General features: G+C 74.1%; 13 protein-coding genes. 7 read left to right on the top strand and 6 right to left on the bottom strand.

Annotated elements, in window-relative coordinates:
- Window positions 1–213: 213 nt before the first annotated feature.
- The 3 genes from IEZ05_RS19355 to IEZ05_RS19365 all read right to left on the bottom strand — a co-directional run bounded on the left by IEZ05_RS19355 (window position 214) and on the right by IEZ05_RS19365 (window position 2,333).
- Entirely contained in the window at window positions 214–819 is a 606-nt protein-coding gene (locus IEZ05_RS19355; RefSeq protein ID WP_189231394.1) for an Rv1733c family protein, read from the bottom strand.
- A 187-nt stretch (window positions 820–1,006) separates the two neighbouring features.
- Window positions 1,007–1,834 (bottom strand): MOSC domain-containing protein, encoded by an 828-nt coding sequence (locus tag IEZ05_RS19360; protein WP_189231395.1) that lies wholly within the window; start codon window positions 1,832–1,834, stop codon window positions 1,007–1,009.
- A gap of 43 nt (window positions 1,835–1,877) precedes the next feature.
- Complete coding sequence (locus tag IEZ05_RS19365; RefSeq protein WP_189231396.1) at window positions 1,878–2,333, bottom strand: DUF6643 family protein; 456 nt, start codon at window positions 2,331–2,333, stop codon at window positions 1,878–1,880.
- A gap of 296 nt (window positions 2,334–2,629) precedes the next feature.
- Between IEZ05_RS19365 and IEZ05_RS19370 the strand changes: the two genes are divergently transcribed.
- Window positions 2,630–3,925, top strand: a complete 1,296-nt coding sequence (locus IEZ05_RS19370) for a TerD family protein (protein ID WP_189231459.1) — start codon at window positions 2,630–2,632, stop codon at window positions 3,923–3,925.
- 13 nt (window positions 3,926–3,938) lie between these two features.
- On the opposite strand, the gene IEZ05_RS19375 is transcribed toward IEZ05_RS19370, so the two are convergent.
- Complete coding sequence (locus tag IEZ05_RS19375) at window positions 3,939–5,162, bottom strand: glycosyltransferase (protein ID WP_189231397.1); 1,224 nt, start codon at window positions 5,160–5,162, stop codon at window positions 3,939–3,941.
- A gap of 38 nt (window positions 5,163–5,200) precedes the next feature.
- On the opposite strand from IEZ05_RS19375, the gene IEZ05_RS19380 reads away from it, so the two are divergent.
- Together IEZ05_RS19380 and IEZ05_RS19385 are read left to right on the top strand one after the other, a co-directional pair.
- A complete protein-coding gene (locus IEZ05_RS19380; RefSeq protein WP_189231398.1) occupies window positions 5,201–5,986 on the top strand; it encodes a glutamate racemase in 786 nt (261 codons plus the stop codon).
- A gap of 80 nt (window positions 5,987–6,066) precedes the next feature.
- Complete coding sequence (locus IEZ05_RS19385; protein ID WP_189231399.1) at window positions 6,067–6,612, top strand: hypothetical protein; 546 nt, start codon at window positions 6,067–6,069, stop codon at window positions 6,610–6,612.
- Window positions 6,613–6,698: 86 nt separating this feature from the next.
- Here IEZ05_RS19385 and IEZ05_RS19390 read toward each other — a convergent pair whose 3' ends face one another.
- Window positions 6,699–7,700 carry an O-antigen ligase family protein gene (locus IEZ05_RS19390; protein WP_189231460.1) on the bottom strand — a complete coding sequence of 334 codons (1,002 nt, stop codon included), beginning with the start codon at window positions 7,698–7,700 and terminating at the stop codon, window positions 6,699–6,701.
- Window positions 7,701–8,004: 304 nt separating this feature from the next.
- Here IEZ05_RS19390 and lnt point away from each other — a divergent pair, with 304 nt between their 5' ends.
- The 4 genes from lnt to IEZ05_RS19410 all read left to right on the top strand — a co-directional run bounded on the left by lnt (window position 8,005) and on the right by IEZ05_RS19410 (window position 13,104).
- Window positions 8,005–9,618: an apolipoprotein N-acyltransferase gene (lnt, locus tag IEZ05_RS19395; RefSeq protein WP_189231400.1), complete on the top strand. Its 1,614-nt coding sequence runs from the start codon at window positions 8,005–8,007 to the stop codon at window positions 9,616–9,618.
- A gap of 68 nt (window positions 9,619–9,686) precedes the next feature.
- A complete protein-coding gene (locus IEZ05_RS19400; protein WP_189231401.1) occupies window positions 9,687–10,166 on the top strand; it encodes an NUDIX hydrolase in 480 nt (159 codons plus the stop codon).
- A 54-nt stretch (window positions 10,167–10,220) separates the two neighbouring features.
- Window positions 10,221–11,021 (top strand): 3-hydroxybutyrate dehydrogenase, encoded by an 801-nt coding sequence (locus IEZ05_RS19405; protein ID WP_189231402.1) that lies wholly within the window; start codon window positions 10,221–10,223, stop codon window positions 11,019–11,021.
- A gap of 121 nt (window positions 11,022–11,142) precedes the next feature.
- A complete protein-coding gene (locus IEZ05_RS19410) occupies window positions 11,143–13,104 on the top strand; it encodes a helix-turn-helix domain-containing protein (RefSeq protein ID WP_189231403.1) in 1,962 nt (653 codons plus the stop codon).
- 41 nt (window positions 13,105–13,145) lie between these two features.
- On the opposite strand, the gene IEZ05_RS19415 is transcribed toward IEZ05_RS19410, so the two are convergent.
- Window positions 13,146–14,525, bottom strand: coding sequence for an MFS transporter (locus IEZ05_RS19415; protein WP_189231404.1), 1,380 nt, complete (start codon window positions 14,523–14,525; stop codon window positions 13,146–13,148).
- Window positions 14,526–14,669: the final 144 nt, after the last annotated feature.

Genomic DNA, 14,669 nt, shown 5'->3' on the forward strand with positions numbered 1-14,669 from the left:
CGTTGCTGTGCCCCCACCTCGTCGTACTGATGGCTCGTTCGCCGTCGGTGACGCCCCGGCCGGGGCGGGCCGCGGCGTGGCCCGCGGGCCCGAACGCGCTCCCGACACCGGCACGCACCTGTGGCTTCCTCACGCGCGGGTTGTCGCCGATTGGTTCGGCCGGTCCACCGTAGCGTGCGCGCAGACGGTGGGTTGACCAGAGGCGGAAGCCCGTCAGCTGCCGGCGCCGGTCCGGCCCCAGTCCGGGCCCGCCCGGTCCCACTCCTGCTCCCAACGGTCGTAGCGGCGGCGGACCATGCGCCACACGACGATGCGCCGGCCGGCCTCGACCAGGACCGCGGTGGCCAGGGCAGCGCCGACACCGGCGAGTGCGGCGTGCGTCGTGGCGGTGGCGGGGTCCAGCGGGCGGGCCACCATCCGGCCCTGCGCATCGGTCCAGATCCGGAAACGGTCGCCGGGGTGCGGGTCCCGCAGGCCCGCCAGGACGGAACCGCGGTGCTCGGAGCCGTCCGCCGCTTCCCAGCGGGCGAGGACACGGCTGCGCAGGTCCCCGGCCGAGACGCCCTCCGGATCGACGTCGAACGGGGAGCGCTTCAGCTCGCGGACGACAAAGGCCGTCACCTGGTGCCGGGACTCGTGCTGGGCCCGGACCGACCGCTGCAGGGCATCCTGCGCCGCACCGCCCACGAGCGCGCCGATCAGGGGCGCGACGAGCAGGATCAGCAACAGGCCCGACAGGGCGACCCAGGCCTCGGCCAGGTCGGTCGTGCGGCGCAGCGGATTGTGCCGCCAGCGCCAGAGTCCGCTGATCGCCCGCACCGCCCGGCCCCCTTCCCGCTCCCTGCCGCCCCCGGTCGATCCGCCCGGCCACGAGCCGGTCCGCAGGACCCGACGGCACCTCGTGCCCGCGTCCTCGGCCGTCTCTTCTCACCTGCATCTCGTGAAAGCCAACGCGTGGGCCCGGGGCCGGGTTCCCGGTCACCGGGGCGCGGGCGCGTCGCTTCCGTCACTCGACGATCCGCACCGGGTCGCCGACCCGGACCGTGCCGGGACCGAGGGGCACGAGATTCTGCCCGAAGACCAGCTTGCGGCCGATACGGCGGTACCGCCCGAGGCTGTACAGGGGCTCTCTGCCGCGCTGGGCGGTGTCCTGGTCGGTGGTCGTCACCACACAGCGTCCGGACGGTTTGGCGACGCGGAAGCCGACCTCGCCGACGGAGATGCGCGACCAGCCGTCCTCGGCCCACGCGTCGGTGCCGGAGACGACCAGGTTGGGCCGGAAGCGGCTCATGGGCAGCGGGCCCTCCGCCGCGTGGTCCCCGCGCGCGATCAGGGAGTTGAGGGCGTCGAGGGACGCCGTCGTCGTGAGCAGCAGCGGAAAGCCGTCGGCGAAGGAGACGGTCTCGCCCGGCAGCGCGTACTCGGGGTCGACGGGCCGGCGGGTGGCGGGATCGTCCAGGTGCACCAGCCGCACGTTGGCCCCGAGATGGGCGCTGCACCAGGCGTGCACGGCGTCGTCCCGCACCGGGACCGCCTCGACCTTGTCACCGAAGAGCTGTACCGGGATCGTGCTCGCCGCGTCCGGGACGGGCACCGTGAGCGGGCTGCTGCCGGGCGCGGACAGCCGGATGCCGCCGCCGGGCAGGAGCTCGGCGGCGGCCAGGGCGAGGCGCGGCTGCTCGCGCTGTGTGACGACCTTTCCCCCGTCGTCGACCAGCATCCAGCGGCGGTCTCCGGCCAGCCCCCAGGGCTCCACGACGGCCTCCCGGGGCGCGAGGCCCCGGAACGCCTTGACCGGATGGACGTGAATCGACTGCAGTCGCGCGTTCCCCATGAGGTCATGGTGCCAGGCGGCACCGACAACCGGGGGAGACGGCTCAGTAGCCGCGGTACTGCTGGTTGCTGTACGGATCCTGATAGGGCGCCGGGGCGGGCCGCGGCGCCGCGGGGCGCATCGCCTCGTACCCCGCGGGGCCGGGCGCGGCCGGGCGGGGCTGCTGCGGCTGCTGGGGTCCGGGGTATCCGCGCGGGGCGCTCGCCTGCTGCGGGATGTACGCGGCGGGCGCCTGCTGCAGCGGAGCGGGCTGCTGCATCTGCTGCATCTGCATCTGCTGCGGATAGCCGTAGGAGGGCTGGGAAGGGGCCGCCGGGAGGGCGGGCAGGGCCGACGGCAGCGCCGGCAGGTGGCTGCCCGGCGCGTCGTACGCGGCGGGAACCCGGATCGGGGCGATCTGCGGAGTACCCCGCTCGGCGACGAGCGAGTCGTAGATCGGGGTGTCCGGGAAGGAGGCGGAGTAGTAGCCGCCGCCATAAGTGGAGCGGGGGGAGGTCATGGCACATAAGTTAAGCCCACGATGTGCTGGTTGGGGAGACCGATAAGAGGGTTGTTTTCCGGGCCCGCGGTGACCTGAGTTCCCCAATCAGAGCGAACTCGGCGAAATAGGGCAGCGCGGGGCGCGATCTTGGTGTAAAGGCCAAGTTCCGGGCGGGTTACCGACGGTTGGCCGGCGGTCCTCACGCCGTCTCCCTGAGCGGCCCGCGGCAGGGGGAATAGGTTGGGCGCGGAAAACCAGACGAACCGCCGGGACGCGGCCCGGCGCGGTGACACGTGATGGGGGCGGACATGTCAATGTCGAAAGGCTCGAACACCCCGGTGCCGACCACGGCGCTGCGGGTCGAACTGGGCTGGCGATCCGGCCCCGGCGTGCCCGATGCGGACGCTTCGGCACTGCTCCTCGTGGCGGGCAAGGTCCGCTCCGACGCGGACTTCGTCTTCTACAACCAGCCCGCGCACTCCTCCGGCGCGGTCCGGCACGAGGGCAAGCGGGACGCCGGCGGCCGGGTGACCGACGGCCTGCTGGTCGACCTCGCGCGCGTGGAGCCCGCGATCGAGACGGTGATCGTCGCCGCCTCCTCGGACGGCGGATCGTTCGGCCGGATCCCCGACCTGTACATCGAGGTGCGGGACGCCGCGCAGAACACCGTCGTCGCCCGCTTCGACAACCCCGGCGCCACGGTCGAAACGGCGTTCGTGCTCGGCGAGTTCTACCGCCGCCAGGGCGCCTGGAAGTTCCGCGCCGTCGGCCAGGGATACGACAGCGGCCTCGAAGGCCTGGCCACCGACTACGGCATCACGGTGGACGAGCCGCAACAGGCCGCAACGCCCCTCACGCCCCCGCCCGCCGCGGTGCCCCCGGCCCCGGCCACCGTTGCGCCGCCGGCCCCGCCCACGACGCGGCCCGCGGGCACCCCGCCGCCCCCGGCGACGGCACCCTCCGCGGAGCCGGTCCGCCTGACCAAGGTCACGCTCACCAAGGCCGCGCCCTCCGTCTCCCTCACCAAACAGGGCGGGACGTCGGGCACCATGCGGGTGAACCTCAACTGGGAGGTGCGCAAACAGTTCTCCGGCTGGGCCCGCAAGCTGGGCCGCCCGGTCGCCATGCACGACGACCTCGACCTCGACCTGTGCTGCCTGTTCGAACTCAGCGACGGCAGCAAGGGCGTCGTCCAGGCCCTCGGCAATGCCTTCGGCTCCCTGCACCAGCCGCCGTTCATCCACCTCGACGGCGACGACCGCACCGGTGCCGTGACGACCGGTGAGAACCTCACCATCAATCTCGACCACCAGAAGCACTTCCGGCGCATCCTCGTCTTCGTCACCATCTACGAGGGAGCGCGCTCCTTCGCCGACCTGCACGCCACCGTCACCCTCCAGCCGCAGTACGGCGCCGCGATCGACTTCTCGCTCGACGAGTGCACGGTCCCCTCGACGGTGTGCGCCCTCGCGCTGATCACCAACACCGGCGACGACCTCGTCGTCCAGCGCGAGGCCCGCTACCTGGTGCCCGAGCGCGGCGTGAGCCCGCAGCGGACGGTCGACTACGCCTACGGCTGGGGCATGAACTGGACCCCGGGCCGCAAGTGAACCCTCCGGGCGCTCAGCCCTCGTCGGGCAGGGCGCCCGGACGGGCGTAGGTGCGGCCCTTCCAGGCCGCGCCGCGCCCCCGGTAGTGCTGCACCGCGGAGTCGACCGTCATCAGGAGGTACAGGAACGCGGTGAACGGCAGCAGCGGAGCGAGCCACAGCGGCTGCCGGTAGTACCGCAGCATCGGCACGTACGTCCCCGCCATCACCAGCCACGCGGCGGCTCCGCACACCACCGCCGTACCGCCGGCCACCGCGCCCGCGACCACCGCGGCCGGCGGCACCAGGTACACCAGCGCCAGGCCGGCGACCGTACCGGCCAGCAGCAGCGGATTGTGCCGCAGTTGCGCGTAGGCGCTGCGGGAGACCATCCGCCACAGGTCGTGCAGCCGCGGATAGGGACGCACACTGTCGACGCCGTCGGCCAGCCCCAGCCACACCCGGCCGCCGCTGCCCTTGACCGCCCGGGCGAGGGCCACGTCGTCGATGACCGCGTGCCGGATGGCGTCCGGGATCCGCGCCCGCTCGGCGGCGTCGGCGCGCAGCAGCACACAGCCGCCCGCGGCGGCCGCCGTCCGCGTCGCCCGCCCCCCGGCGCGCTCCTTGCCGATCCGCCGGAACGGGTACAGCTGCGCGAAGAAGTAGACGAAGGCCGGCACCACGAGCCGCTCCCACGCGCTCTCGACCCGCAGCCGGGCCATCTGCGAGACGACGTCGAAACCACCGGTACGGGCCGCGGCCACCAGTTGCCGCAGGCTGTCCGGCGCGTGGGCGATGTCGGCGTCCGTCAGCAGCAGGTACTCGGGCTCCCGCGCGCGTGCCAAGCGGATGCCGTGCCGCACCGCCCAGAGCTTGCCCGTCCAGCCCGCCGGCGGCTCCCCGGGCGAGGCGACGGTGAGCGCGAGACCCTCCTGGCGTCCGGCCAGGTCGCGCGCCAGGTCGCCGGTGCCGTCCGTGCTGCCGTCGTCGATCAGGAAGACCTCCGCCCGCCCCGGATAGTCCTGGGCGAGCAGTGCGGGCAGGCTTGCCGGCAGGACCCCCGCCTCGTCGCGCGCCGGCACGACGACGCAGACCGGCGGCCACACGTCCGGCTCCACGCGGCCGGGCAGCCTGACGTCCGTACGCCAGAAGAAGCCCTGGGCGAGCAGCAGCCACAGCCAGGCGGCGAGGGACAGGGCGGATACGACGGTCACGACGGAAGTCCACGCATCGGCGCTCACGTGCGCAGTCTGCCCCACGCCGCGGCGCGCGAAGGCCCATCGTCTATCGTGGCCTGGTGAAGATCGCGCTCATGGACTCCGGAATCGGTCTGCTGGCGGCCACCGCTGCGGTACGGCGCCTGCGGCCGGACGCCGATCTCATCCTCTCCCTGGACCCCGACGGCATGCCCTGGGGCCCGCGGACCCCCGAAGATCTCACCGGCCGGGCCCTGGCCGTCGCTGAAGCCGCCGCAGCGCACCGGCCGGAGGCCCTGATCGTCGGCTGCAACACGGCCACCGTGCACGCGCTGCCCACGCTGCGGGCCCGTTTCGAACCCGGCCTTCCGGTCATCGGCACCGTCCCGGCGATCAAGCCCGCCGCGGCCGGCGGCGGCCCCGTGGCGATCTGGGCGACGCCCGCCACCACGGGCAGCCCCTACCAGCGCGGACTCATCGAGGAGTTCGCCGCCGGCACGCCCGTCACCGAGGTGCCGTGCCACGGTCTCGCCGAGGCCGTCGAACACGCGGACGAGACGGCGATCACCGCCGCCGTGGCCGCCGCCGCCGCGCTGACGCCCGAGGACGTGACGACCGTCGTCCTGGGCTGCACCCATTACGAACTGGTCGCCGAACGCATCCGCGCCGCCGTGCAGCGCCCCGGTTCACCGCGCCTCGTCCTGCACGGCTCCGCCGGCGCGGTCGCCGCACAGGCGCTGCGCCGGATCGGCGCCCGGCCCGAGCCCGGGGCCCCGGCCGCGGGCACCCTCACCGTGCTGCTGAGCGGACGCGAGGGCGCCCTGCCCGCGACCGCTGCGGCCTACGAGGAAGGCCGGCTGCTGCGCACGGTCACGCCGGCCCGCTGACCGGGGCCGCACGCCCGCTCGGCCCAGTCACCCTGCGCGACGAGGTACCCGCGCAGCGAAACATGAGTAACCTCATATCCATGAGGCATCGCCCCGGCGAGAGCACCCCCGCACCGGACGTCTGGACCGGACGTGCCACCAACCGCGTCCAGTGGTTCCTGGCGCTCATCGGCGTCGCCTGCGTGGCACTGGGCATCGCGCTGGCCGTCGACTCGGCCTGGGAGTCCGGCATCGCCCCGCTGGCCATGGCCGTCGTCGGCTGCATCGCGGCCGGACTGCTCGTGCTCTTCGGCACGCTGGCGTTCGTGCACGTCGCATTGAGAGTCGACGAGGAGTGCCTGGAGGTGCGCTGCGGCCACATCGGCGTGCCCCGCCGGCGCATCCCCCTCTCGCACGTCGTCGGAGCCGAGTTCACCCCGCACGTCACCCCGCGCCACTGGGGCGGCTGGGGCTACCGCTGGCGGCCGGAGAAGGGCACCGCCGTCGTCGTACGGCGTGGCGAGGGTCTGATCCTGCGGCTGTGGGACGGCCACACCTTCACCGTCACCGTGGACGACGCGGAAGCGGCCGTCCAGGTCATCAAGGACCGCCTCCGGCCGAAGACCCCGGGCCCGGCTGCGCACTGAGCCCGCCCCTCGCGGGCATCGGCCAGGCCGCCGCGCCGCGATCTCCCCCTCACGGCGTGCCTGGCCGACCGAGAGTCGCCCGCGCGTCACCTGAACGCCCGGCGATCCCGCTGCCCCGTCCCCGGCACCGCCGTCGGTGACTCGTCGGCGAGGGGGCGGGCCGTGGCCAGTCCCGCGAGCAGCCCCGCGCCCACCGACACGGCGGTGAAGCTCAGCGCGTTGCCCACCGAGGCGATGGCGGCCAGCCCGGTGAGCGCCACCCCCGCGGTCAGCACGACCGGCGTCGGACGCGGCGAGCGCCACAGCGCGTACAGCACCCAGCCGAAGGCCGCCCCCAGCAGGACGACGCCGAGGACGCCCTGTTCGGCCGCCTGCTGCCAGGCCGCCGAGTGAGGCCTGCCGTCGGGCACCGACGACTGCCCGGCCGTCGGACTCAGCTCACCGAAGCGGCCCGGGCCCACGCCGAGAACGGCGTCCTCGCGCAGCAGGTCCAGCGCGTCGCCCCAGAGGAGGACACGGGCGGAGGTCAGCCGTCCCTCCACGGACACGGCGAGACCGTCCGGCACGGCCCTCGCCGCGACCGCCCAGGTCAGAACGGTCACCAGGCCCGCCACCAGACCCAGCCCCGCGAGCGCGGCACCCCGGCGGCGGACGCGGCCGGCGGCGAGCGAGCACAGCAGTACCCCCGCACTGGCCGCGCAACCGGCGGCCGAGCCCAGGACGGCCGCGGTCACGGCGATCCCCGCGGCCAGCAGCCGCAGCACCAGCCGCACGGCGGGCACCGGACTGGCCCAGGCCCCGCAGCAGGCGGCACCCGCCGACAGGACCAGCAGGGCCGCGGTGGCCCCGGCGTGCCCGAGCGGCACGGTGATCCGCGGCCCGGCGACCAGGTGCGGGACGGCCACCGGCAGAGCGGCACCGGCGAGCCCGGCGGCACAGGGCGCGGCGACCGGCAGGAGCGCGCCGCAGATCCGACCCACGGCGTAGCCGGCGGCCACCGCCAGCACCGCGAGCAGCACCCCCTCCGGACGCCCGTCGCGCGCGGCGGCCGTGATCAGCGACCAGGACGCACACGCCCCGAGGATCACCACGCCCGCCGCGTCCGAACCGCTCCGTCTCGCGCCGTCCGCCGCCGCACCGGCCGCGGACTCCCGCCCCCTCGCACCCACCGTGCCCCCCGCCCGTGTCGCCCCCGACCTCGACGGGCCCCGGCGCCCGGACGACAGGACCGGACGACTGAGGCTCCGGCACACCGTAACGGCTGGTCGGCGGATTGGGGACGGCTCGGCAGCCGGTTGTGCCGAAACGATGCGGCACCCGCCGCCCGAGGCCCCACCGACCCCCTCGAACCATGCTGTCGGCGGCGAAGTCACGCGCCGTACACTCCGGGGGGTGACCGTCACCGCAACCACCGTCGGCGAGCCGGACCGGCTGAAGCCGCAGGCCGCACCCGCCTCGCGCCTCGCCGCGCGGCTCACGCGCCTGTATCCGGCCGCCGCAGCCGCGCTCTGCGGCGTGCTGCTCTACGTCAGCTTCCCGCCGCGCACCCTGTGGTGGCTGGCCCTGCCCGCCTTCGCCGTCTTCGGCGCGGTGCTGCGCGGCCGGAGCTGGAAGGCGGGCCTCGGCCTCGGCTACCTGTTCGGTCTCGGCTTCCTGCTGCCCCTGCTGGTGTGGACCGGTGTGGAGGTCGGCCCCGGCCCCTGGCTCGCCCTGGTCGTCATCGAGGCGATCTTCGTCGCGCTGGTCGGGGCGGGCATCGCCATGGTGTCGAGGCTCCCGGCCTGGCCGGTGTGGGCGGCGGCCGTGTGGATCGCCGGAGAGGCCGCACGCGCGCGCGTGCCCTTCCACGGCTTCCCCTGGGGGAAGATCGCGTTCGGACAGGCCGACGGCGTGTTCCTGCCGCTCGCCGCGGTCGGCGGCACACCGGTTCTCGGCTTCGCGGTCGTCCTGTGCGGCTTCGGCCTCGGCGAGACCGCCCGCCTGGCCGTCGGGGCCCGCCGTACCGGCACCGTACGGCGGGGCGCGGCGGCAGCGGCCCTGCTCGGCGTGGCCGTACCCGTCGTGGGCGCCCTGGCCGCCCGGCCGCTGGTCACCGACGCGGCGGAGGAGGGCACCGCGACCGTCGCCGTCATCCAGGGCAACGTGCCGCGCGCCGGCCTCGACTTCAACGCCCAGCGCCGCGCCGTGCTCGACCACCACGCGCGCGAGACGGAACGCCTGGCCGCCGAGGTCGAGGCGGGCAAGGCCGACCGCCCCGACTTCGTGCTCTGGCCGGAGAACTCCTCCGACATCGACCCCTTCGCCAACGCCGACGCGCGCCACGTCATCGACCGGGCCGCCAAGGCGATCGGCGTCCCCATCTCGGTCGGCGGTGTCGTCGAACGCGACGGCAAGCTGCTCAACGAGCAGATCCTGTGGGACCCGGACAAGGGCCCCGTCGACACCTACGACAAGCGGCAGATCCAGCCCTTCGGCGAGTACCTGCCGCTGCGCTCGCTGATCGGGGCGATCAACGACGACTGGACCTCCATGGTCAGCCGGGACTTCAGCCGCGGCAGCGAGCCCGGCGTCTTCACCATGGCCGGCACCGAGGTCGGGCTCGTCACCTGCTACGAGGCCGCCTTCGACTGGGCCGTGCGCTCCGAGGTCACCGACGGCGCCCAGCTGATCTCCGTGCCCAGCAACAACGCGACCTTCGACCGCAGCGAGATGACCTACCAGCAGCTCGCGATGTCCCGCATCCGCGCCGTCGAGCACAGCCGGACCGTCACCGTGCCGGTGACCAGCGGGGTCAGCGCCATCATCATGCCGGACGGCCGGATCACCCAGAAGACCGGCATGTTCGTGGCGGACTCCCTGGTCCAGGAGGTGCCGCTGCGTTCCTCCGAGACCCCCGCCACCCGGTGGGGCGTGGGGCCGGAGATCGCCCTCGTGCTCGTCGCGGCCGGCGGGCTCGGCTGGGCCGTCGGCGCCGGTGTGCGCGGGCGGCGCGCCCGTGGCGTGTGACCGTCCGCCCGCCGCACGCCCCGCGACCTCGCCGGGATCGGCCCGCCCGGCCCGTTAGGGTCGGGCGCATGCCTACTCCCGACTTCATCCGCGACCTGCGCGCTTCTGCCGGACACCAGCTGCTGTGGCTCCCCGGAGTCACCGCCGTCGTCTTCGACGAGGAGGGGAGGGTGCTGCTGGGCCGGCGGGCCGACAACCGGCGCTGGTCGCTGATCGGGGGCATCCCGGAACCCGGGGAGCAGCCCGCGGCCTGCGCCGTGCGCGAGGTGGAGGAGGAGACCGCCGTCCGGTGCGTCGTCGAGCGGCTGGTCCTCGTCCAGGCACTCAGCCCGGTCACGTACGAGAACGGCGACGTCTGCCAGTTCATGGACGTCACCTTCCGCTGCCGGGCGGTCGGCGGCGAGGCCCGGGTCAACGACGACGAGTCGCTGGACGTGGGCTGGTTCGCCGTCGACGCCCTGCCGGATCTCGGGGAGTTCGGGCAGTCCCGGATCAAGCAGGCACTGTCCGACGCTCCCACATGGTTCGACCCCACTGGTTCCGTCTGAACTATGGGGCGTGCCCACATGGGGCGTGGGGTGGGCCCTGCCTAGGGTCGGGACATGACCTCGCCCAGTGTCCTCCCGGCCCCCCACGCCTCCCCGCTCGACCTCGGCGGCCGCACCGCCCTCGTCACCGGCGCCGCCGGCGGCATCGGCCGCGCCTGCGCGCTGCGGCTCGCCGCCGCCGGGGCCAAGGTCAGAGCGGTCGACCGGGACGCCACGGGGCTGGACGCGCTCGCCGAGCTGGCCGTGGACCTCACGGGCACCGTCGAACCCCAGGTCCTGGACCTGACCGACCTGGACGCCGCCGAACACGCGGCCGCCGGCACCGACGTCCTCGTCAACAACGCCGGGCTGCAGATGGTGCGGCCCCTGGAGGAGTTCCCGCCGGACGTCTTCCACACGGTGCTCACCGTCATGCTGGAGGCCCCCTTCCGCCTGATCCGCGGCGCCCTGCCCCACATGTACGGGCAGGGCTGGGGCCGCATCGTGAACGTCTCCTCCGTGCACGGACTGCGCGCCTCCGCCTACAAGTCGGCCTACGTGTCCGCCAAGCACGGACTGGAGGGCCTGTCCAAGACCGCCGCCCTGGAGGGAGCCGCCCACGGCGTCACCTCCAACTGCGTGAACCCCTCCTACGTCCGCACCCCGCTCGTGGAGAAGCAGATCACCGACCAGGCCCGGGCGCACGGCATCCCCGAGGAGCAGGTGCTGTCCGACGTGCTGCTGCGCGACAGCGCGCTGCGGCGGCTCATCGAACCGGAGGAGGTCGCCGAGGCCGTGGCGTACCTGTGCGGCCCGCAGGCGTCCTTCGTCACCGGCACGTCCCTCGTCCTGGACGGCGGCTGGACCGCGCACTGAGCGGGGCGACGATGCGCGCTCCGAGCGGGACGATGCGTGTGCCGATCAGGGCGACGCCCCCGGCGGCCCGGGTTTTCCACAGGGCTGCCGGGACGACCGTGCGATGGGGAATCCTGTGAGCATGTCCCGCGATCACGCGCAGTCCGCCGAGCGTCCCGTCCACCATGCCGCGGCGCCGGTGCCCCCCGCGGCGCCCGCCGGTGCCGAGACGCCCTTCCTGGAACTGCTGGCCAGGGGAGCCTCCGCCGACGCCTACGAGCAGCCGGTGCTCCTCGCCCGCGCGGAGGGCGGACCGGCCGGACGGATCGCCGCGCTCGAGCGGGCCAAGCTCCTCGCGCTGCGCGTGCGCTCCGAGCTGGAGGGCCGGCGCAGGCGCGAGGCCGAACTGTCGGCACTGTTCGAGACGGCCCACGACCTCGCCGGGCTGCGCGACCTGGACGCCGTACTGCGCGCGATCGTGCAGCGGGCCCGCTCGCTGCTCGGCACGGACGTGGCCTACCTCAGCCTCAACGACCCGGCACGCGGTGACACCTACATGCGCGTCACCGAAGGCTCGGTCGCGGCCCGCTTCCAGCAGCTGAGGCTCGGCATGGGGGAAGGGCTCGGCGGCCTCGTCGCCCAGACCGCCCGGCCCTACGTCACCGAGGACTACTTCAAGGACGCCCGTTTCCAGCACACCAGCACCATCGACACGGGCGTACGGGACGAGGGACTCGTCGCGATCCTGGGCGTGCCCCTGATGCTCGGGCACCACGTCATCGGCGTGCTGTTCGCGGCCGACCGGCGCGCCCGGGTCTTCGAGCGGGAGCAGATCGCCCTGCTCGGTTCCTTCGCGGCCCTCGCGGCGGCGGCCATCGACACCGCCAACCTGCTCGCGGAGACCCGCTCGGCCCTCGCCGAGCTGGAGCGGGCCAACGAGATCATCAAGGACCGCAGCGGCGTCATCGAACGCGCCTCCGACGTCCACGACCGGCTCGCCGAGCTGGTCCTGCGCGGCGGCGGCGTCCACGACGTGGCCGCCGCGGTCTCCCAGGTCCTGGCCGGCACCGTCGAGTTCACCGAGGCCGCCGCGGCACCCGCCCGGGCCCTGGAGACGTCCCGCGCGGAAGGACACGCGGTGCGGCACGACGACGACTGGATCGCCGCCGTCACCGCCGGCGGCGAACTGCTCGGCGCCCTGGTCCTGCGCGGCCATCCGGGACTCGACCCCGTGGACCAGCTCACCCTGGAGCGGGCCGCGATGGTCACCTCCCTGCTGCTGCTCGCCCGGCGCTCCGCCGCCGAGGCCGAACAGCGGGTGCGCGGCGAACTGCTGGACGACCTCCTCGACGCCCGCGACCGCGACCCGCGCCTGCTGCGCGAACGCGCCCGACGGCTGCACGCCGACCTCGACGCCACGCACGTGGTGCTCGCCGCCCGCCTCGACGCCGTCGCGCCCGACGCCGACCAGGAGGCGGACGCCCGCCGGCGCCTGTGGGCCGCGGCCTCCCACCTCGCCGCGACCCGGCACGGCCTGGCCGCCGCCCGCGACGGCGGCACCGTCCTGCTGCTGCCCCTCGGCCCCCGGGACGGTGCCACGGAGCTGGCCCGCCGTACCGCACGGGAGCTGGGCACCGCCGTCCACGAGGCCGTCACCGTCGGCGCCTCCGCACCCCTCGAGGACCTCGCCGCCCGCCCCGAGACCGTGGCCGCCGCCTACCACGAGGCCAGACGCTGCCTGGACGCCCTGCGGTTGCTGAGCCGCTCCGGGGACGGTGCCGCCGCCGAGGACTTCGGGTTCCTGGGACTGCTCCTGGCCGGCGACCGGGACATAGCCGGCTTCGTCGACCGCACCATCGGCCAGGTCGTGGACTACGACGAGCGACGCGGCACCGAACTGGTGCGGACCCTCGACGCGTACTTCGCCTGCGGCATGAGCCCCGCACGCACCAAGGACGAGCTGCACGTCCACGTGAACACGGTCGCGCAGCGCCTGGAACGCGTCGCCCGCCTCCTCGGCGACGACTGGCAGAGCCCCGCCCGCACGCTGGAGATACAACTGGCCCTGAGGCTGCACCGGTTGTCGGTCCCGGCACAGCGCTGACCCCCGCACGCGGGGGCGTACGGGGGTCAGCGGCGCGGCAGTCAGGCGGTACGCGCACCGGTGGGGCGGGAGCCGGCCGGCTCCTCGGCACCCTCCTCCGCGGACGCGACGTCGGTGAGATCCCGGTGGCGGGTCTCCTTGGCCACGCCCACGGCGACCAGTGTGATCAGCACCGCGGCGATGACGTAGAGGGAGATGAACGTCGAGCTGTCGTACTCGTTCAGCAGCGCCGTGGCGATCAGCGGCGCGGGGGCGCCTGCCGCGACCGACGCGAACTGGGCGCCGATGGAGGCACCGGAGTAGCGCATCCGGGTCGCGAACATCTCGGAGAAAAAGGCCGCCTGGGGCGCGTACATCGCGCCGTGCAGCACCAGGCCCACGGTCACCGCGAGGAGGAGGCTGCCGAAGTGACCGGAGTCGATGAGCATGAAGAAGGGGAACATCCACAGCCCCACGCCGGCCGCCCCCAGCAGGTACACCGGACGGCGGCCGATCCGGTCCGACAGCGCACCCCAGGCCGGGATGACCGCGAAGTGCACGGCCGAGGCGATCAGCACCGCGTTGAGCGCCGTCTGCTTGGAGACCTCGGCCGCGGTGGTGGCGTAGACGAGGATGAAGGCCGTGATGACGTAGTAGCTGATGTTCTCCGCCATCCGCGCGCCCATCGCGATCAGCACGTCACGCCAGTGGTGCCGGAGCACGGCGACCAGCGGAAGCGGCTCGGCGTCCGCCTTGCGCGCCTCCGACTGCGCCAACGCCTGCTTGAAGACGGGGGATTCGTCGACGGACAGGCGGATCCACAGACCGACCATGACCAGGACGCCGGACAGCAGGAACGGTATCCGCCAGCCCCAGCTGGTGAACGCGGCGTCCGACAGCACCGCCGTCAGCAGCGACAGCACGCCGGTCGCCAGCAACTGTCCGGCCGGCGCTCCGGTCTGCGGCCACGAGGCCCAGAACCCGCGGCGCCGGGCGTCCCCGTGCTCGGACACCAGCAGCACGGCACCGCCCCACTCGCCGCCGAGCGCGAACCCCTGCACGAGCCGCAGCACGGTCAGCAGCACCGGAGCGGCCGTGCCGACGGTGGCGTGCGTCGGCAGCAGCCCGATGGCGAAGGTGGCCCCGCCCATCAGCATCAGGCTCAGCACCAGCAGCTTCTTGCGTCCGAGCCGGTCGCCGTAGTGCCCGAAGACCAGCGCGCCGAGCGGACGGGCGGCGAACCCGACGGCATAGGTCAGGAACGACAGCAGGGTGCCGACCAGCGGGTCGGAGTCCGGGAAGAACAGCTTGTTGAAGACGAGGGCGGCGGCGGAGCCGTAGAGGAAGAAGTCGTACCACTCGATGGTGGTGCCGATGAGGGACGCGGCGACGATGCGCTTGAGAGTGCCGGGTGTCGGGGGAGCGGATGCTGCTGAGGCCATGTGCGCCACTTCCTCGTGTGCGGTGGGGACGGGTACGTGTCGGCACACCGTAGGAAGCCGCAGGTCAGGGGCACATGTGGCGGGGCACCATAGTTCGGCGGCCGGCTATGCGCGCGGCCACCATGCCGCCGTACGCACCTGCGG

It is taken from the genome of Streptomyces flaveolus (genome assembly GCF_014648815.1).
GTDB classification, from domain to species: Bacteria; Actinomycetota; Actinomycetes; order Streptomycetales; family Streptomycetaceae; genus Streptomyces; species Streptomyces flaveolus.

Bases quoted from the DNA above. Each gene is read 5' to 3' on its own strand.
- IEZ05_RS19365 (WP_189231396.1), bottom strand. From the start codon at position 2,333: ATGACCTCCCCCCGCTCCACTTATGGCGGCGGCTACTACTCCGCCTCC.
- IEZ05_RS19385 (WP_189231399.1), top strand. From the start codon at position 6,067: ATGAGGCATCGCCCCGGCGAGAGCACCCCCGCACCGGACGTCTGGACC.
- IEZ05_RS19410 (WP_189231403.1), top strand. From the start codon at position 11,143: ATGTCCCGCGATCACGCGCAGTCCGCCGAGCGTCCCGTCCACCATGCC.
- IEZ05_RS19370 (WP_189231459.1), top strand. From the start codon at position 2,630: ATGTCGAAAGGCTCGAACACCCCGGTGCCGACCACGGCGCTGCGGGTC.
- IEZ05_RS19400 (WP_189231401.1), top strand. From the start codon at position 9,687: ATGCCTACTCCCGACTTCATCCGCGACCTGCGCGCTTCTGCCGGACAC.
- IEZ05_RS19415 (WP_189231404.1), bottom strand. From the start codon at position 14,525: ATGGCCTCAGCAGCATCCGCTCCCCCGACACCCGGCACTCTCAAGCGC.
- IEZ05_RS19405 (WP_189231402.1), top strand. From the start codon at position 10,221: ATGACCTCGCCCAGTGTCCTCCCGGCCCCCCACGCCTCCCCGCTCGAC.
- IEZ05_RS19360 (WP_189231395.1), bottom strand. From the start codon at position 1,834: ATGGGGAACGCGCGACTGCAGTCGATTCACGTCCATCCGGTCAAGGCG.